We start from the raw sequence: 16,394 nt of genomic DNA on the forward strand, positions 1-16,394 counted from the left end.
GTCACGAGTCTTGGCGCCAGATCCGGCCGAGCAGGCCGCGGAGCCGTCCGGTCTCCTCCGCCGTGTGCGGCGTGGGTTTCCGGCCGGGCGGGGGCGGCGGCACCGGGCGAAGGGCCGGGCGCGGCGCCGGACGCTGTCGCCTGGCGGCTTCTACCGCGCCCGCCAGGTCCGTGCGGAGCCAGTCGATCTCGTCCGGGTCGGTCGCCGTCATGATCTCCTCGGTCAGCCGCGTGGCCGGTGAGCCGGGCGTGCCGTGGGCCGGGGGCGCCGGGCGGATCCGGTGGAGGTGGGAGCGCTCGTAGGGGTCCCTGACGACCTCCGAGACGTCGACCGGGGACAGCAGTGATGCCATGGCCGCGGCCCGCGACCACGGGTCGTGAGCCTGGCGGAGCAGGAATCCCAGGTGCCGCCCCCGCCAGTTGCGGGGGCGCAGGTCCAGACCCTCGGTCAACTGGTCCCGCAGCCCCTCGGGGGTCCGGCCCTTCAGCAGGGCGGAGTTCCTCTCGTCGGCCGCGAACTGTCGTAGGTCGTCGGCCAGGTAGAGCCAGACGACGGCGCGGTAGCGGTTGACGTAGAACGTCATCGGCACCAGCAGCCCCAGCCGTGCGAGGCGGGTGAACCGAGACTTGGTCATTTCCATGAGGGCCGCGCCCTCCGTGGTCCCGACAGCTCGGACGCTGTCCCGCAGCGCTTCGGGGAAGCCCTCCCCCGCCCGGATTCGCTCGATCTCGTCGCGGGCGACGCGCCGGCCGCCTCCCTTCTCGTCGGGCACGGTGCGGATACGGCCGAGGCGTACGGCGAGGTCGAAGTCACGGCGCCTGAGGCCGAGCTCTCGCGCCGCACGGCTCGGCGCGAGCGAGGTGTCACGGACCGTGCCGCGAGTGGTGCCGGTCTGCTCGGCAGTGGCCGTGATGTCGTGTGTGATGGTGTTGCCGGACATGCTCTCGTCCCCCGTGGAATGTGCGGCCGGCGCCGTCCGCGCCCGCCTGACACAAGAACGTAGCCAGTGTCACGGCATCCGTGGCGAGCCTGTGGATAACTCCGCGGCAGACCTCTCGGGAGCGTTGAATGCCCAGGTCAGAGCTCTTCAGATGATATCCGGCCCGGTTGTCGCGCATCGACGTCGAGGTGTTCACCCACCCGGTTCACGAGCAGCGTCATCTCGTAGGCGATCTGCCCGATGTCGGTCTCCGCGCCGCTGAGCACGCACAGGCAGCTGCCCGAGCCGGCGGCGGTGACGAACAGCACGGCGTCGTCGAACTCGACCATCGTCTGCCGTACCTGACCAGCGCCGAAGTGGCGGCCCGAGCCCTTGGCCAGGCTGTGCAGACCGGACGAGACGGCGGCGAGGTGCTCGGCGTCCTCGCGTCGCAGGCCCGTACTGGCTCCGGTGACCAGCCCGTCGTTGGACAGGACCAACGCGTGCCGGACGTGTTCGACGCGCTCGGTCAGGTCGTCGAGCAGCCAGCCAAGTCCCTGGTTCTGCGCCATGATCCGTTCTCCCCGTGTTGTTTCGTGCGGTCCGTGTGGTCCCGTGCGCATGGTCGCCCCCTGCCCGGGGGACCTGTCCGCCAGCCTTCACCACGCTCGTGCTGCGGGCAAGGAGGATGGGGGCATGGCACAGAAGATGACCGATGAGGAATGGCGGGCGTTCGTCTCGGACGGCACCCGCACCGGGAAGCTGTCGACCGTTCGGGCGGACGGCAGCCCGCATGTGGCGCCGGTCTGGTTCCTGCTGGACGGGAACGACGTGGTGTTCAACACCGGCAAGGACACTGTGAAGGGACGCAATCTGGTCCGTGACGGCCGGGTCGCGCTGTGCGTGGACGACGACCGGCCGCCCTTCGACTTCGTCGTGCTGCAGGGGCGCGCCCGGATCTCGGAGGATCTCGACGAGCTCCGGCACTGGGCCGCCCGCGTCGGTGCCCGGTACATGGGAGAGGAACGCGCCGAGGAGTTCGGAGTCCGCAACGGCGTTCCGGGCGAGCTCCTCGTCCGCGTCACCGTGGACAAGGTCACGGCTCAGAAGGCCGTGGCGGACTGAGGCACGCCGGCCTCCATGCGGGCTGGTCCGCTCAGCGCACGGAGTCGAGCAGCCGGGCGGTGTGGACCCGTCCGGCGTACTCGACGAGCCGGATCAGCACCTCCTTTCCCGAGTCGCGGTCCCGGGCGCTTCTCTCGGTCCGGGTGGTCGTGAACGTTCTTGCCGGTCATGACCTTTCGGCCTCCTCTACAGCGCGCGGTCCGTCGATCACTTCGCGCGGGATCCGTTCGTCGGGCATCGGCGCGGACGACGAGCATGGCGACGAGCAGTCTCCTGAGGGTGGGCGGCACGTCGTAGCGGATGTCTGTGCCGCCGACCCGGAAGCCGAGCATGGCGACGAAGTGCACCGTCCGGATGCCCGTGCCGATCGCCGAGGCGGCGGTGAGCAGCCAGTTGCGGCGTGCGCCCGGTGGCTGTGACGGCGCGCACGGTGCGGCGCAGGCCGAGGGCCGCGCCGGTACAGGCCATCGCGTACGACAGCACGGGGGTCAGTCGGCCCAGGGCGGCGTGGTCCATGTGTCCCATGACCCCGGGACGCTGGACCCGGCAAGGGCGCACATCAGGGGCGCTTTTCGAAAGGTGTTGCTATCTGACGCAGGAAGGTGTTGGAACGATCGCGTCACGTTCGAACGCGTGTGCTGCGACGCCCTCTCCGCGCCAGTGGGGAATCATGCGGAGTATGAGCAACGACCACACGCATGTCCAGGAGTTCTTCGGCGCCCGCGCCGCCGACTGGGACAGCCGGTTCCCCGACGACGGCCCCGCCTACGCGTCCGCGGTCGCCGAACTTCGCCTGCGGGAGGGGGCTCACGTGCTCGACGCGGGCTGCGGCACCGGACGTGCCCTGCCCCCGTTGCGTGCGGCCGTGGGACCTTCGGGCCTGGTCGTCGGGGCCGATCTGACCCCTGGCATGCTCCAGGCCGCCGTACGAGCCGGGAGGGACCGTGACGGACGGTTGCTGCTGGCCGACGTCGCGGCGTTGCCGCTGCGGTCACGGTCGCTCGACGCCGTGTTCGCGGCGGGCCTCGTCGCGCACCTGCCGGATCCCGCCGGGAATCTGCGGGAGTTGGCGCGCGTCGTACGGCCCGGCGGCACACTGGCACTGTTCCACCCCATCGGGAGGGCGGCGCTCGCGGCCCGGCAGGGGCGGCGGATCACGCCGGACGACCTGCGTGCCGAGGCCAATCTACGGCCGTTGCTGGCCGGTTCCGGCTGGCGCATGACGTCGTACGTCGACGAAGACGCACGCTTCCTGACCCTGGCCGTGCACGAGGGCTGACCGCCCGTATCAGGGTCGGCCACTCGTATCAGGGCTGACCACTCCTGTCACAGCGGGCCGCTTGTCCCAGGGCCGACCGCCTGCTCGGTGGCCGACCGTTCAGTCCGTCCCGCGACCGCTGCCGCGAACGTGTCGGGACGGTCGAACATGACGTTGTGCCCGGCCCCCGGCACGATCACCACGCGCACGCCCGCGGCCTCCAGCGCTTCCCGGCCCACGCGCGTGTCCGCCGTTGACGAAGTCGTCCTCCGTATAGGAGGCGATGCCACCGCTGCCCGCGGTCGAGGGCGGGGAGGCGTCGAGGTTGGCCTCCGTGAGGACCAGACGTGAGACCAACTCGGGCCTCCGGTGGGCGAGGACGCCGGCGACGGCGCCGCCCGTGCTGCGCGCGATCAGTCCCGCGCCGGTCAGATCCGCCGCGTCCAGTACGGCGGCCAGCGCGGCGGCGTGGTCGTCGAGGGTGTGTAACCGAAGTGCTCGGGCCGGTCGCTGATGCCGTGCCGGGCAGGTCGACGAGAAGACTACGCCGGCCCGCGAGGTCCGGCTTCTTCTACGCCGGTGACCGGTCGCCACACGCCGAGGAACTGGACGCCCCCTTCCGGCGTGGCGTGCTGACCGTCGCGCGAGCCACGTCCCGGGCCGAACTCAGCCGGCTGCGGGAGACGATCCGTTCACTCGACGGCTGACGTGTCGATGTGGCGGATCGGACAGCCCTGTACGCCGGGGGTCGGGCGGGTGCCCAGTTCCGCCAGCCGGTAGCCGTTCGGATAGCCCTTGATCTCCCGGTTCTGCCGGGCGTGGTGCGGGGCGCGCCTCGGCGGCATCAGGCGGACCGCGCGCCCGCGCAGTCGTACCGCGCGACGCACGAGCGCGCGGGTGGCGGGACTCGGCGGGGTGTACCGGAAGGCTCGCAGGAGCGGCTCGTCGAGCAGGGCGAGGGTCCCGGTACGCAGAAGCGGGGCGAGGGGACTCGGATACCAGGAGGCCATCAGGCCGAGAGTGGCGTCGGAGACCCGGCGCGCCCCCTCGTCCCAGGCGAAGTGGGCCTCCTCATATGCGTCGAGGCAGGCTTCGAACTCCTCGTAGGTACCGGGGATGTCCCTGATGCCCATGTGCCGCCCCAGCGTGCGGTAGTGCACGGCGGACGCGATGGTCTCGTGGCGTGACAACCGGCGCCATCCGTAGGCGTCGATCCAGCGTTTGGGGGTCACGACGAACGTGCACAGGACGTACCGCATGTCGTCGTTGGAGATGTCGTAGCTGCGGTGCATCTGGTTGATCCGCCGGATGGCCGTGCGGCCCTGCTCGCTGCCGAAGCCGTGCTCGACGACGGCGTCGAGCAGCAGCGCCGTGTCGTCGTACCGCTTCTGCGGTCGGCTCGTGAACTGAGCCGTCTCGGCCAGCAGTCGGCCGATGCTCGGTACGGCGTAGGTGCGGTAGAGCGCCAGCTCGAGGGCTCGGGTGAAGTCCCACGGGAACTCGTAGGCCGAGGCCAGCCGGTAGATCTCCGAAGCGTCCTCGTAGGGGTCCATCCGCCGGATCTGTGCCAGCCGCTCGAAACGCTTCACCGTGGCCATCCCCTTCTGCCGCCGAAGCTGCAACTCTACGTCGAGTAGCAGGAGATGCACGATCGGCAATGGCGAACGGCAGGGAGGGGTGGTCCGCTTGTTCGGCAGGATCCGCGAGGCCTGGGAGAGATCTCGCACCGCTCGGCGCACGAAGGGGCAGACCGGAGGGGGACAGCGCCCGCACAATCTGTTCGAGGCCGCCGCCGTATACGTATCCGCGTGCGCGGACGACGACCAGGAACGGATCGACGAGGCGGCGGCCTGGGTGTCGCCGGAAGCCCTGTCGTTCGGGGTGAACGAGCTGGCGTGCCGGGCTCTGATCGTGCTCGCCCGGGAACGCGGCGAGTCGCCGCAGGACGTGGCCCGTTCGCTCCTGGGACTGCCCGCGGCCTGACCCGCTCGTCCGGCGCGGGTGGTCGATTCGCCCCCCTCCAGCCGAAAAGCCGCAGCTCGGGTGCGTCTGGGAGTCGTGACAAGGACTTCCCGGTCGCACTAGGGTGCGCGCCATTGGACACACCGATGGGGAGGCTGGGATGGCCGGGACGGACGAGAACGCCGTCGCCGCCGCGGACGACGCGCTCTATGTGCTCACGGCGGTGCTGCTGACACCGGCGAAGTTCCCGAGTGTGCTGGGCGACGACTATCCGGAGGCGTGCGCGGCGCTCGGTCTCCCACCTCTGGCCGACGGCTACGGCCTGGTACTCGGTCAGGACGGCGACGGGGCCCGGTGGACCGTCGTCATCGACGACGTCTCACTGGTCGCCGTCGCCGTGGCGTCCTGGGACTGCGGCATGGAGTACGACCTGTCGCCGGACGAGCGCACGGTCGTCGCGGCGCTGCCCGGCTGGCCCCTCGCGGTCGCCGTGGCGGCCCCCGGCCTGCCCGCCCCGCACGATCCCGACCCCGAGTCGGCCGACCGGCCCGCGCTGACGCCGCCGGACACCACTGTCTGGGGGCCCGCGCAGCGGCGCCTGGGGGCCGACGAGATCGCCCTGCAGTGGGCGCGGTGGCGGGAGCAGATCGACGACGCGGACTTCCCGGTGGCGGGCGGCGCCGGTCCGGCGGACGACGCGCCGGGAGACGCACCGGACAGTGACGCGGAGGGAGACGCGAGCACAGGCGCGGGCGCGGAGGTCGGCGCGACGGACGGGGCCGGTGCCGCGGAGGAGAAAGCCGACGCCGGTGATGGGGAGGCCGGTGCCGGTGCCGGGTCCACCGGACACGGCGGTGTCCGGAGGGTTCTCGCGGAGGCCCGCGCCTACGTCGACACGCCCCCGCCGCTCGGCCGGGTCCGGTCGTCGTTCGCGCCGGGGGACGCGCGAACGCTGCGTGCCGACGGCCCCGGCTGGTCGCTCGTCGCCAGAACCGACGACATCGCCTTCATCCTGCTCGACGACGAACCCGGTGAGGTCCTGCCGGTGGGCCGGGGACCATCGCTGCCCGGACTCCTGGAGGCCCTCGACAAGATGGCCGTACGACCGAGCTGACCCGGAAGCACCGCGGTCACTACCGCTCGGAGTCGGGAAGTACCGCGTCCCGCCTGTATCCAACCTCTATGCCCGGCACCTCTTCCATGTGGCTCCAGCCGATGGAAGAGGTCGCGATGGGCCCGCACGATGGGCAGCCCTCAGCTCCACTCCCCCGTCGCGCCTGGAGGCCCTGATGAGTCTGTCCCGTGGTGCTCCTTTCCTCGTCGCGGCTCTGACCGAGGTCTCACTGCCCGGCCCCGCGCCGGCCTCCGCGACGGCCCGCGACGGCGGACACCGCGCCCGCCAGGACCGCGTGCGGGTGCCGGGCGCGGCCCTGCAGGTCAGCGCATGTAGGCTCCGAGCGATCCTGCCCTGCTTCCGGTCGGCGTTCGACGCGCCGACCGCGTGGGTGGACCGGGGCACCACGCCCCCCGCGGACCACACGATCGGCAGGCCCGCGGACGGCGGTGTGGTCAACTCCTGTGCCGTCGCCGGGACCGCCGGGACGCGGCGTTCAGCACCTCAACCGCCGATCTCCTTACGGTTGACGCGGCGCAGCCTGCGTCGCTGCGCTGGGTCCAGGGTGAGGTACGCGGCGGCCGGGACTCCCAGAACTATGAGCAGGGCGGCCCACCAGGGCAGCCAGATCAGCAGGATGAGCCCGACCGCCACACCCCCTGCTGCGACCTTGGCGTTCTTCGACATGGTGTCGCCTCCTTCGCGGCCACTGCCGCTCTCTGTTCTGAAAACGGGCCCGCGCTCCCGACGGTTCCGTACCGCGGCCCTGAGACGTCCCTGAGGCCGTACCCTTACGCACCCCTGAGACCCCGTCGGCGACTCCCTCCGGAGAGAACACCCCTCCTCATGGATAGTGACCCACGCCACATCCCGGCCACACCCCGTAATCACGGGAATCCTGTACAGTCGGCGACCGCGTCCCCAGCTAGTCAAATTTGAGGAATAAGCCATCGCTGCACAGACCACCCTCCCGGCGACACTCTCCGAGATCTCCGAACTCGCCCGCTGCTGTGCTGTTCTCATCCCCGGTGATCCCGCCCGCACCGGCAGAGTCGCCTTCTGGCGGCCCGACGGCGAGGCCCCCGTGGCCGTCTCGTCGGGCCGCGTGGAAAACCTGACGGTCGTGCTGCCGGACGGTGACGGCGTGGGTCCGGTGCGCGTGCCGGCGGTGCTGCTGCCGGTGCGGGCGGCCCTGCCGGTTCTCACACGCGCGCGTGTCCGCGCCGACGGCCACCGGGCGACCGTGTTCTGGGGCGCGGTCGCCGTCGAGGCGCTGCACCTCGTGGCGCGCGGGCTGCTGCTGCCCGGCCTGTCCGCGGCCGACCACGACGCCTGGCGCACGGGTCCGCTGGGCACAGAGGAGACCGAACGGATCCGCCACCTCGCCGCAGTCATGCCGCCCGAGGCACACGCAGTACCCGTGGACGACGCCGAACCCCTGCGGCTGCCCGACCAGGAACGGCTGGTCCGCGCCTTCCTGGACGCCGTCGCCGACACGCTCCCCCGTTCCCCCGCCGCCGAGCTCGTGACGGCCGGACCCGCCTACGCCTCGCGGGAGTCCCGGCGTACGCCCGAGCTGCGCGAGTGGGCTGCCGACATCGCCGCGGGACACGACGCGGGCGTCCGGCTTTCACTGCGCGTCGAGGTGCGGGGCCTGTCGGACGCGGCTTCCCAGGAAACCCAGCCGGCGTTCCGGGCCGTGCTCCAGGTGCACGACGTGAGCGATCCCGCGCTGGTCGCGGACACCGCCGAGGTGTGGGCGGGCAACGTGGACGACGCGTTCGGCACTCGCGCGCGCATGGACGCCCTGCTCGCGCTCCGCCGTGCGGCAAGGGCCTGGCCCGCGCTCACACCCATGCTGTCGGCCGCTGTGCCGGACGCCGTCGAACTCTCCGACGAAGAGGTCACCGAGCTTCTCGGAACGGGTTCCCGGGCGCTCGCCGGCGCGGGAGTCGACGTGCACTGGCCGAGGGAGCTGGCCCGTGACCTGACCGCCCGCGCGGAGGTCGGACCACCCGACGACGAGCCGTCGCCGCGCACGGCCTCGTCGGACACCGGCCCCTCGTTCCTGTCCGCCGACGCGCTGCTCGCCTTCAACTGGTCGTTCGCGCTGGGCGGGCAGCGGCTCACGCGCGAGGAGCTGGATCTGCTCGCCGAGGCGAACCGCCCCGTGGTGCGCCTGCGCGACAAGTGGGTGCTCGTCGACCCCGAGGAGGCCCACCGCGCCCGCGACCGGCAGGACCACAAGGTCACGCCGGTCGACGCGCTCGCCGCGGCCCTGACGGGCTCGACGGAGGTCGACGGGCGCCGGGTCGAAGTCCGGCCCACGGGCTGGCTGGCGTCCTTGCGGGAACGGCTGGCCGACCCCGAGGCGCAGGATGCCGTCGCGCAGCCCGCCGCCCTCGACGCCACGCTGCGCGACTACCAGCGCAGAGGGCTCAACTGGCTGGCCCGTATGACGTCGTTGGGCCTGGGCTGCTGTCTCGCCGACGACATGGGGCTGGGCAAGACCATCACGCTGATCGCCCTGCATCTTCACCGGCAGACCGAAGAGTCCGCCGCCGGGCCCACCCTGGTGGTCTGCCCGACCTCCCTCATGGGCAACTGGCAGCGCGAGATCGAGCGGTTCGCACCCGGCACGCCCGTACGCCGCTTCCACGGCTCCCGGCGCGACCTGGAGGAGCCGGCAGACGGCGAGTTCGTACTCACCACCTACGGCACCATGCGCCTGGACACGGGCCGGCTCTCCACCGTGCGGTGGGGCATGGTCGTGGCGGACGAGGCCCAGCACGTGAAGAACCCGTACTCGGAGACCGCACGGCGGCTGCGCTCCATCAGCGCACGCGCACGCGTGGCGCTCACCGGCACGCCGGTGGAGAACAACCTCTCCGAGCTCTGGGCGATCCTCGACTGGGCCACCCCGGGGCTGCTGGGCCGGCTCGGCGCCTTCCGCAGGCACTACGCACAGGCCGTCGAGGGCGGCCAGGACCCGGCGGCGGCGGAGCGACTGGCACGGCTCGTACGCCCCTTCCTGCTGCGCCGCCGCAAGTCGGATCCCGGAATCGCGCCGGAGCTGCCGCCGAAGACCGAGACCGACCACCCGGTGTCACTGACCGCGGAACAGACGGGGCTGTACGAGGCGGTGGTACGCGAAGCGCTCGCGGAGATCGCCGGGACCGACAGCATGGCGCGACGCGGCATGATCGTGAAGCTGCTGACGAGCCTGAAGCAGATCTGCAACCACCCCGCGCAGTTCCTCAAGGAGGACCGGCCGAGGATCACGGGCCGCTCGGGGAAGCTGGAGCTGCTGGACGAACTGCTCGACACCATCCTCGCCGAACAGGCGAGTGTGCTGGTCTTCACCCAGTACGTACAGATGGCGCGTCTTCTCGAACAGCACCTGACCGCCCGCGGCGTGGGCTCGCTGTTCCTGCACGGCGGCACGTCCGTCACGGCGCGGGAGTCCTTGGTGCGGCGGTTCCAGGACGGAGAGGTCCCGGTCTTCCTGCTGTCGCTGAAGGCGGCGGGCACCGGCCTGAACCTCACGCGCGCGGAGCATGTCGTGCACTACGACCGCTGGTGGAATCCGGCGGTCGAGGCGCAGGCCACCGACCGCGCCTACCGCATCGGCCAGACCCGCCCCGTGCAGGTGCACCGGCTGGTCGCCGAGGGAACCGTCGAGGACCGCATCGCAGCCCTGCTGAACCGTAAGCGGGCGCTGGCCGACGCGGTGCTGGGAACGGGTGAGGCCGCGCTCACGGAGCTGACGGACGCGGAACTGGCCGATCTGGTCGAGTTGCGAGGAGGTATGCGATGACCCGGTACGACGACGAAACGGAACGAACGTTCGCCGCACTGCCGCCCGCACACGGGAGGGGCTTCGCGCAGACCTGGTGGGGCAGGGCCTGGCTGAAGGCGCTGGAGGACGCGGCCATGGACGCGGCGCAGGTGAAGGCGGGCCGTCGGCTCGCACGCGCGGGAGCTGTCGGCGCGGTGTCGGTACGTCCGGGACGCATCACCGCGGTCGTCCAGGACCGGGACCGCACGGCGTATCGGGCCGACGTCCTGCTGGAGAAGCTGTCCGACGCGCAGTGGGACCGTTTCTCCGACATGGCGATCGAGCGGTCCGGGCATGTCGCGGCGCTTCTGGACCGCGACATGCCGCCGCACCTGGTGGAGGACGCCGCACATGCCGGCATCGACCTGCTTCCGGGCCTGGGCGACCTGGAGGCGGAGTGCGACTGCGGTGCCTGGGATCACTGCGGGCACACCGCGGCACTCTGCTATCAGGTGGCCAGGTTGCTGGACCAGGACCCCTTCGTGCTGCTCCTGATGCGCGGACGTGCGGAGAGCGCCGTACTGGACGCTCTCCAGACGCGCGGAAACGCGCCCACGGAGGATGCCGCCTTCCGCCCGGAGGGTGTGAACGCCGCGGAAGCGTATGCGGCGGGGCACCTGTTGCCTCCGCTGCCCGACCTGCCCGGTCTCCAGGAGGGACCGGGTGCACCGCCGTCCCTGGACACGGAAGGTACGGCGCCTCCCGGCGTGGACCCGGCCGCCTTGGCCTTCCTGGCCTCCCGGGCGGCGGCGGAGGCGCACCGACTGCTCGCCGAGGCCCTACGGAGCGGGCACGGCCGGCAGGTGGTGGGCACGGAACCGGCCGCCTCGCACGACGCGGTGCGCCTGGCCGCGGGCGATCCCGGGCCAGAGGTGCTGCAACGCCTCGGGGACGGCTCGGGGCGCACGCGGGAGGCACTGGCCGTCGCCGTACGCGCGTGGCGTCTCGGGGGCGTGGTCGCCCTGTCCGTGCTCGAGGAAGAGTGGACGGTGGAGGGCGACACGCTCGCACGCGCGCGTGCGGCACTGGAATCGGCCTGGGACGAGGACGAGCGACCGTCGTTGCGGGCGCGGAACAACCGGTGGACCGTCGTCGGCGCGCCGCATCAGCTCCGTCTGGACCCTGACGGCCACTGGTGGCCCTACCGCAAGGAGAGCGGTCGTTGGGCCCCCGTGGGCGGCGCCGCGCAGGACCCTGCGACGGCGCTGGCCACGGCGGTACTCGCGGCCGGGGACGCGGCCTGATGCCCCGGCCCCGACCTCGGCCCGGCGCCGGGGACGCACAGGTCGATGCCTGGGACGAGCGCCGTTGCGGGGCCGTCCCGGCTTCGGCGCCCAGAGCGCCGGGGACCGGGCGAGGAGCAACGCCCGTGACGAGAGCGGATGCCGGGCCGTCCCGGCATCCGTGAGATGCGTGGCCGGGCGAAGCACTACCAGCCATGTCGCGAACGACGCCCAGGCGTCTACCTGAACGACCGGAGGCGGCTGACGCCCCGTGCCGGCTCGGTCGGGGGGCGGGGGCGGCGCGGACGCTTCCGGCAGTCCGGTCCCGTGCCGCAGCCACCCCTCGGTCGCCGTGCGTCGCCCGCCCGGTAGTCGTCACCGCTGCCGGGCGGGCGGCGACGTGCGTACGGGCTCCGGCCCCGTCCGTGAACCGGAGGGGGCCGGAGCCTTCCCACAGAGGCCGTACCGCTCAGCGGGCGCCGAGGAGGTGGTCCATGGCGAGCTGGTCGAGGTGCTCGAAGCCCATGCCGCGGGCGGCGGCCGCGTCCACGTCGAAGGCGTCGAAGGCGGTCGGGTCGGCCAGCAGAGCCGCGAGACCGTCCTCGGCGGTCGGACGCGCCAGTTCGTCCAGCCGGGACGCCGCGAGGGCCTCCTGCACCCGCGGGTCGGCACGGAAGGCCGCCGCCCGGTCCTTGAGCATCAGGTAGTTGCGCATGCAGCCCGCCGCCGACGCCCACACTCCGTCGAGGTCCTCGGTCCGCGGCGGCTTGAAGTCGAAGTGGCGCGGTCCCGCGTACCCGGCCCTCTCCAGCAGGTCGACGAGCCAGAACGCCGCCCGCAGATCGCCCGCGCCGAACCGCAGGTCCTGGTCGTACTTGATGCCCGACTGGCCGTTGAGGTCGATGTGGAACAGCTTGCCCGCCCACAGCGCCTGCGCGATGCCGTGGGGGAAGTTCAGCCCCGCCATCTGCTCGTGGCCGACCTCGGGGTTCACGCCGTACAGCTCCGGACGCTCCAGCCGCTCGATGAACGCCAGCGCGTGGCCCACCGTCGGCAGCAGGATGTCACCGCGGGGCTCGTTCGGCTTGGGCTCGATCGCGAACTTCAGGTCGTAGCCCTGCTCGGTGACGTACTCGCCCAGCAGGTCGAAGGCCTCCTTCATCCGGTCCAGCGCGTCCCGCACGTCCTTGGCCGCACCGGACTCCGCGCCCTCCCGGCCGCCCCAGGCGACGTACACACTCGCGCCCAGTTCCACCGCGAGATCGATGTTGCGGATCGTCTTGCGCAGCGCGTACCGGCGCACGTCGCGGTCGTTGGCGGTGAACGCGCCGTCCTTGAACACCGGGTGCGTGAACAGGTTCGTCGTCGCCATCGGCACCTTCATGCCCGTCGCGTCCAACGCCTGCCGGAAACGCTTGACGTGCTCCTCGCGCTCGGTGTCGCTCGAGCCGAACGGGATCAGGTCGTCGTCGTGGAACGTGACCCCGTACGCACCCAGCTCGGCCAGACGCCGCACCGACTCCGCCGGGTCCAGCGCGCGCCGGGTGGCATCACCGAAGGGATCCCGGCCCTGCCAGCCGACCGTCCACAAACCGAACGTGAACCTGTCCTCGGGAGTGGGCTGGTAGTTCATTCCGTGGCTCCTCGCTCGCTGCCGATCACTTGCCGCCGACTATTTCGTCATGGCGCTTTACAAATTAGTATGCACACACGGTCCTGGGAAGGCACAAGGTGTCCCCGAAGGAGTGACATCCGGGTCGCGAGGACCAGAAGAACCGCGAAACCCCTGCTCAGCGCAGGTCCGTCCAGACAGTTCAGTCAGATCCCGCAGAGCCGCGGAAGAGGGAGAAACCCGATGTCAGCAGCCGAGGGTCCGCTCGTCGTCGGCGTGGACACGTCCACCCAGTCCACCAAGGCGCTGGTCGTCGACGCGGCCACCGGCAGGGTCGTGGCGAGCGGTCAGGCGCCCCACACCGTGTCCACCGGAGCAGGCCGCGAGAGCGATCCGCGCCAGTGGTGGGAAGCCCTGTGCGAGGCCCTGCACCAGTGCGGTGACGCCGCGCGCGAGGCCGCCGCGGTGTCGATCGGCGGGCAGCAGCACGGACTCGTCACACTGGACGCCCACGGCGACCCGGTGCGCCCGGCCCTGCTGTGGAACGACGTGCGCTCGGCCCCGCAGGCCCGCCGCCTGGTCGAGGAACTGGGCGGCCCCAAGGCCTGGGCCGAGCGCACGGGCAGCGTGCCCAGCGCCTCGTTCACGGTCACCAAGTGGGCCTGGCTGACCGAGCACGAGCCGGAGGCGGCTCGCGCGGCGAAGGCCGTACGGCTCCCCCACGACTACCTCACCGAGCGCCTCACCGGCGAGGGGACCACCGACCGCGGCGACGCGTCCGGCACCGGCTGGTGGGCGTCCGGCACGGAATCGTACGACGAGGAGACCCTCGCGCGCGTGGGACTCGATCCCGCGTTGCTGCCCCGCGTGGTCCGGCCCGGGGAGGTGGCCGGCACCGTGCGCGACGGCCACGGCCTGCCGTTCGCCAAGGGCACCCTGGTCGCCGCCGGCACCGGTGACAACGCGGCCGCCGCGCTGGGTCTCGGGCTGCGCCCCGGCATGCCGGTGATGAGCCTCGGCACGTCCGGCACCGTGTACGCCGTGTCGCGACGCCGCGCCGCCGATCCGACCGGCACCGTGGCGGGCTTCGCCGACGCTCGCGGCGACTGGCTGCCGCTGGCCTGCACCCTCAACTGCACGCTCGCCGTCGACCGCGTCGCGGCCCTGCTGGGCCTGGACCGGGAAGCCGTCGAGCCGGGCACCGACGTCACGCTCCTGCCCTACCTGGACGGCGAACGCACACCGAACCTGCCGCACTCCTCCGGCCTCCTGCACGGCCTGCGCCACGACACGACCGCGGGCCAGCTGCTCCAGGCCGCGTACGACGGCGCCGTCCACTCGCTGCTCGGCGCCCTCGACCTGGTCCTCGACGACGATGCGGACCCGTCCGCACCGCTGCTGCTGATCGGCGGCGGCGCCCGCGGGGCCGCCTGGCAGCAGACCGTACGACGACTGTCGGGGCGCCCTGTCCAGACCCCCGAGGCCAGGGAACTGGTCGCCCTCGGCGCCGCGGCGCAGGCGGCCGGCCTGCTGACCGGCGAGGACGCGGCGGCGGTCGCCCGGCGCTGGAACACGGCCGCCGGACCGGTACTCGACGCCGTGGAGCGGGACGAGGCGACACTGACCAGGATCACCGGGGTACTCTCCGACGCGGCACCGCTGCTGGAACCGAACGCGGACTCCCGCTGAGGACGTGCTCACACGGGCCACGCCACCGGCGGGCACCTGCACGGGCTGTTCCGCCGGGACGCGCCACCGAGGCGTCGTCGGCGGCACGTCGGTGTGAACGGCGACCGATACGCACTGTCGGAGGAGGGTGGGAGCGTGGACCGCGACCGGTCGGAGGGTGGAACCGTGGATCACGGCCGCGCTCACCGGCGGAGTGCGTCACCGGACGTCCCCGGCTGTCTCCCTGACGGCGCCCTCGGTCGCCGCCCGCCGGGCGCCGTCGAAGACGACGCGGACGTCCGGCGGCCCGCGCCGAGGGGGTACGTGGCCGAGGAACGGACCGACCGAAGACCGACCAAGGACTGACGGAGGCATGACCGCACCGCCGCACGAAGCACACCCGGCCCGCCCCGGACGCGCGCTGCCGGACACCCAGCAGGGCATGCGCCGCCGTAATCTCGCCCGGGTGATGCACACCGTCAGCGCCGAGGGGCCGCTGTCCCGGGCAGCCGTCGCCTCACGGATCGGGCTGACGCGTGCGGCGGTGTCGACCCTCGTGGACGAACTCATCCGCTCGGGGCTGCTGGACGAGCTGGGACCCGAACGTCCCGGCCGGGTGGGGCGGCCCGGGTCGGCGCTCGCCGTCAGCGCGCAGGGCCCCGCCGGCATCGGGGCGGAGGTCGGCGTCGACCACCTCGCGGTCTGCGCGGTCGACCTGCGTGGCCGGCTGCGGTCGCGTGTCGTGCGGTACGGCAGCAACCGGGGCCGCTCACTCGAGCCCGTGACCGAGCAGCTCACCGGTCTGGTGCGGCAGGTCGTCTCGGAGGCGGAGGCCGAGGGGCTGTGGCCGGCCGGGCTCGCGGTCGCCGTTCCGGGTCTCGTGGCGCGGGACGCCCGTACCGTGGTGCGCGCTCCGAACCTGGACTGGCACGACGCGGATCTGGGCGCGCGGCTGCCCTCGGACCTGCCGCTGACCGTGGACAACGAGGCCAACTTCGGCGCGCTCGCCGAGCTCTGGCTCGGTGACGGCACTCCCCGGGACTTCCTGCATGTCTCTGCCGAGATCGGTATCGGCGCGGCCGTGGTCGTCGACGGACGGCTGCTGCGCGGTACCCGGGGGTTCGCCGGCGAGTTGGGTCACGTGCCGGTCAGCCCCGACGGACCGGAGTGCGCGTGCGGCGGGCGAGGGTGCCTGGAGCAGTACGCCGGTGAGAAGGCGGTGCTGCGCGCGGCCGGCGTGGAGGCGGGCGAGGGTCGTGTCGGCCTGCTCGCCGGGCGTGCCGCGGAGGGCGACGAGGCCGTGCGGCGTGCGCTGCGGGAGGCGGGCACGGCGCTCGGCATCGCGCTGACCGGGGCCGTCAACCTGCTCGACCCCGAGAGCGTGGTGCTGGGCGGAGCACTGGCCGGACTCGCACCGTGGCTGCTGCCTTCGCTGCGGGCCGAACTGGCCCGGCGCACGGCGGGTCCGGCCTGCCCGGTCGCCGTGTCGGAGCTGGGCTCCGAAGGGCCCCTGCTCGGCGCCGCGCACTCGGTCGTACGGGCCGTCCTGGACGACCCTGCGATGGTGGCGGAGCGGGCTTGAACCCGGTCGGGTGACGGTTACGGAGCGAGCCCGGATCCGACCCTGTGTCGGACACGGAGCAAATCCGAAGCCGTCCCCGTGTCGGATACGGCC

13 protein-coding genes and 4 pseudogenes are annotated in these 16,394 nt (G+C 72.5%); 9 read left to right on the forward strand and 8 right to left on the reverse strand.

Annotation, left to right across the window (positions count from 1 at the left end):
- Window position 1: 1 nt before the first annotated feature.
- Entirely contained in the window at window positions 2-940 is a 939-nt protein-coding gene (locus QC283_RS21160) for a DUF6397 family protein (protein WP_279563169.1), read from the reverse strand.
- Between the two features lie 137 nt (window positions 941-1,077).
- Complete coding sequence (locus tag QC283_RS21165) at window positions 1,078-1,491, reverse strand: roadblock/LC7 domain-containing protein (protein ID WP_279563170.1); 414 nt, start codon at window positions 1,489-1,491, stop codon at window positions 1,078-1,080.
- 124 nt (window positions 1,492-1,615) lie between these two features.
- On the opposite strand from QC283_RS21165, the gene QC283_RS21170 reads away from it, so the two are divergent.
- Window positions 1,616-2,044, forward strand: coding sequence for a PPOX class F420-dependent oxidoreductase (locus QC283_RS21170; protein WP_279563171.1), 429 nt, complete (start codon window positions 1,616-1,618; stop codon window positions 2,042-2,044).
- A gap of 31 nt (window positions 2,045-2,075) precedes the next feature.
- On the opposite strand, the pseudogene QC283_RS21175 reads toward QC283_RS21170, so the two are convergent.
- Window positions 2,076-2,171 (reverse strand): annotated as a pseudogene (locus QC283_RS21175) (ATP-binding protein); the annotation flags it as partial.
- Window positions 2,172-2,223: 52 nt separating this feature from the next.
- Window positions 2,224-2,569, reverse strand: a pseudogene (locus tag QC283_RS21180) (MHYT domain-containing protein); the annotation flags it as partial.
- A 154-nt stretch (window positions 2,570-2,723) separates the two neighbouring features.
- Here QC283_RS21180 and QC283_RS21185 point away from each other — a divergent pair.
- The gene (locus QC283_RS21185) at window positions 2,724-3,323 is read left to right on the forward strand and encodes a class I SAM-dependent methyltransferase (protein WP_279563172.1); all 600 of its coding nucleotides are present in this window, start codon (window positions 2,724-2,726) and stop codon (window positions 3,321-3,323) included.
- A gap of 47 nt (window positions 3,324-3,370) precedes the next feature.
- Here QC283_RS21185 and QC283_RS21190 read toward each other — a convergent pair.
- Together QC283_RS21190 and QC283_RS21200 are read right to left on the reverse strand one after the other, a co-directional pair.
- Window positions 3,371-3,870, reverse strand: a pseudogene (locus QC283_RS21190) (alpha/beta fold hydrolase); the annotation flags it as partial.
- A 124-nt stretch (window positions 3,871-3,994) separates the two neighbouring features.
- Window positions 3,995-4,900 (reverse strand): oxygenase MpaB family protein, encoded by a 906-nt coding sequence (locus tag QC283_RS21200; RefSeq protein WP_279563173.1) that lies wholly within the window; start codon window positions 4,898-4,900, stop codon window positions 3,995-3,997.
- 88 nt (window positions 4,901-4,988) lie between these two features.
- Here QC283_RS21200 and QC283_RS21205 point away from each other — a divergent pair, with 88 nt between their 5' ends.
- The 3 genes and pseudogenes from QC283_RS21205 to QC283_RS21215 all read left to right on the forward strand — a co-directional run.
- Window positions 4,989-5,285: a hypothetical protein gene (locus QC283_RS21205; RefSeq protein WP_279563174.1), complete on the forward strand. Its 297-nt coding sequence runs from the start codon at window positions 4,989-4,991 to the stop codon at window positions 5,283-5,285.
- Window positions 5,286-5,424: 139 nt separating this feature from the next.
- Window positions 5,425-6,378: a hypothetical protein gene (locus tag QC283_RS21210; RefSeq protein WP_279563175.1), complete on the forward strand. Its 954-nt coding sequence runs from the start codon at window positions 5,425-5,427 to the stop codon at window positions 6,376-6,378.
- Window positions 6,379-6,712: 334 nt separating this feature from the next.
- Window positions 6,713-6,862, forward strand: a pseudogene (locus QC283_RS21215) (tannase/feruloyl esterase family alpha/beta hydrolase); the annotation flags it as partial.
- A gap of 20 nt (window positions 6,863-6,882) precedes the next feature.
- Here QC283_RS21215 and QC283_RS21220 read toward each other — a convergent pair.
- Window positions 6,883-7,065, reverse strand: a complete 183-nt coding sequence (locus QC283_RS21220) for a hypothetical protein (protein ID WP_279563176.1) — start codon at window positions 7,063-7,065, stop codon at window positions 6,883-6,885.
- Between the two features lie 418 nt (window positions 7,066-7,483).
- Between QC283_RS21220 and QC283_RS21225 the strand changes: the two genes are divergently transcribed.
- Window positions 7,484-10,195 carry a DEAD/DEAH box helicase gene (locus tag QC283_RS21225; RefSeq protein WP_279563177.1) on the forward strand — a complete coding sequence of 904 codons (2,712 nt, stop codon included), beginning with the start codon at window positions 7,484-7,486 and terminating at the stop codon, window positions 10,193-10,195.
- Window positions 10,192-11,460, forward strand: a complete 1,269-nt coding sequence (locus tag QC283_RS21230; RefSeq protein ID WP_279563178.1) for an SWF or SNF family helicase — start codon at window positions 10,192-10,194, stop codon at window positions 11,458-11,460. The genes QC283_RS21225 and QC283_RS21230 overlap by 4 nt, the downstream gene beginning before the upstream one ends.
- A 448-nt stretch (window positions 11,461-11,908) precedes the next feature.
- Here QC283_RS21230 and xylA read toward each other — a convergent pair whose 3' ends face one another.
- Window positions 11,909-13,072, reverse strand: a complete 1,164-nt coding sequence (gene xylA, locus QC283_RS21235; protein WP_279563179.1) for a xylose isomerase — start codon at window positions 13,070-13,072, stop codon at window positions 11,909-11,911.
- Between the two features lie 222 nt (window positions 13,073-13,294).
- On the opposite strand from xylA, the gene xylB reads away from it, so the two are divergent.
- Both xylB and QC283_RS21245 read left to right on the forward strand, forming a co-directional pair.
- Window positions 13,295-14,740, forward strand: coding sequence for a xylulokinase (gene xylB, locus QC283_RS21240; RefSeq protein WP_279563180.1), 1,446 nt, complete (start codon window positions 13,295-13,297; stop codon window positions 14,738-14,740).
- A 352-nt stretch (window positions 14,741-15,092) separates the two neighbouring features.
- Window positions 15,093-16,301: an ROK family transcriptional regulator gene (locus QC283_RS21245; RefSeq protein WP_279563181.1), complete on the forward strand. Its 1,209-nt coding sequence runs from the start codon at window positions 15,093-15,095 to the stop codon at window positions 16,299-16,301.
- The last annotated feature ends 93 nt before the right edge of the window (window positions 16,302-16,394 follow it).

The sequence above is a fragment of the Streptomyces sp. DH41 genome (assembly GCF_029813785.1).
In the GTDB taxonomy this organism is placed as follows: domain Bacteria; phylum Actinomycetota; class Actinomycetes; order Streptomycetales; family Streptomycetaceae; genus Streptomyces.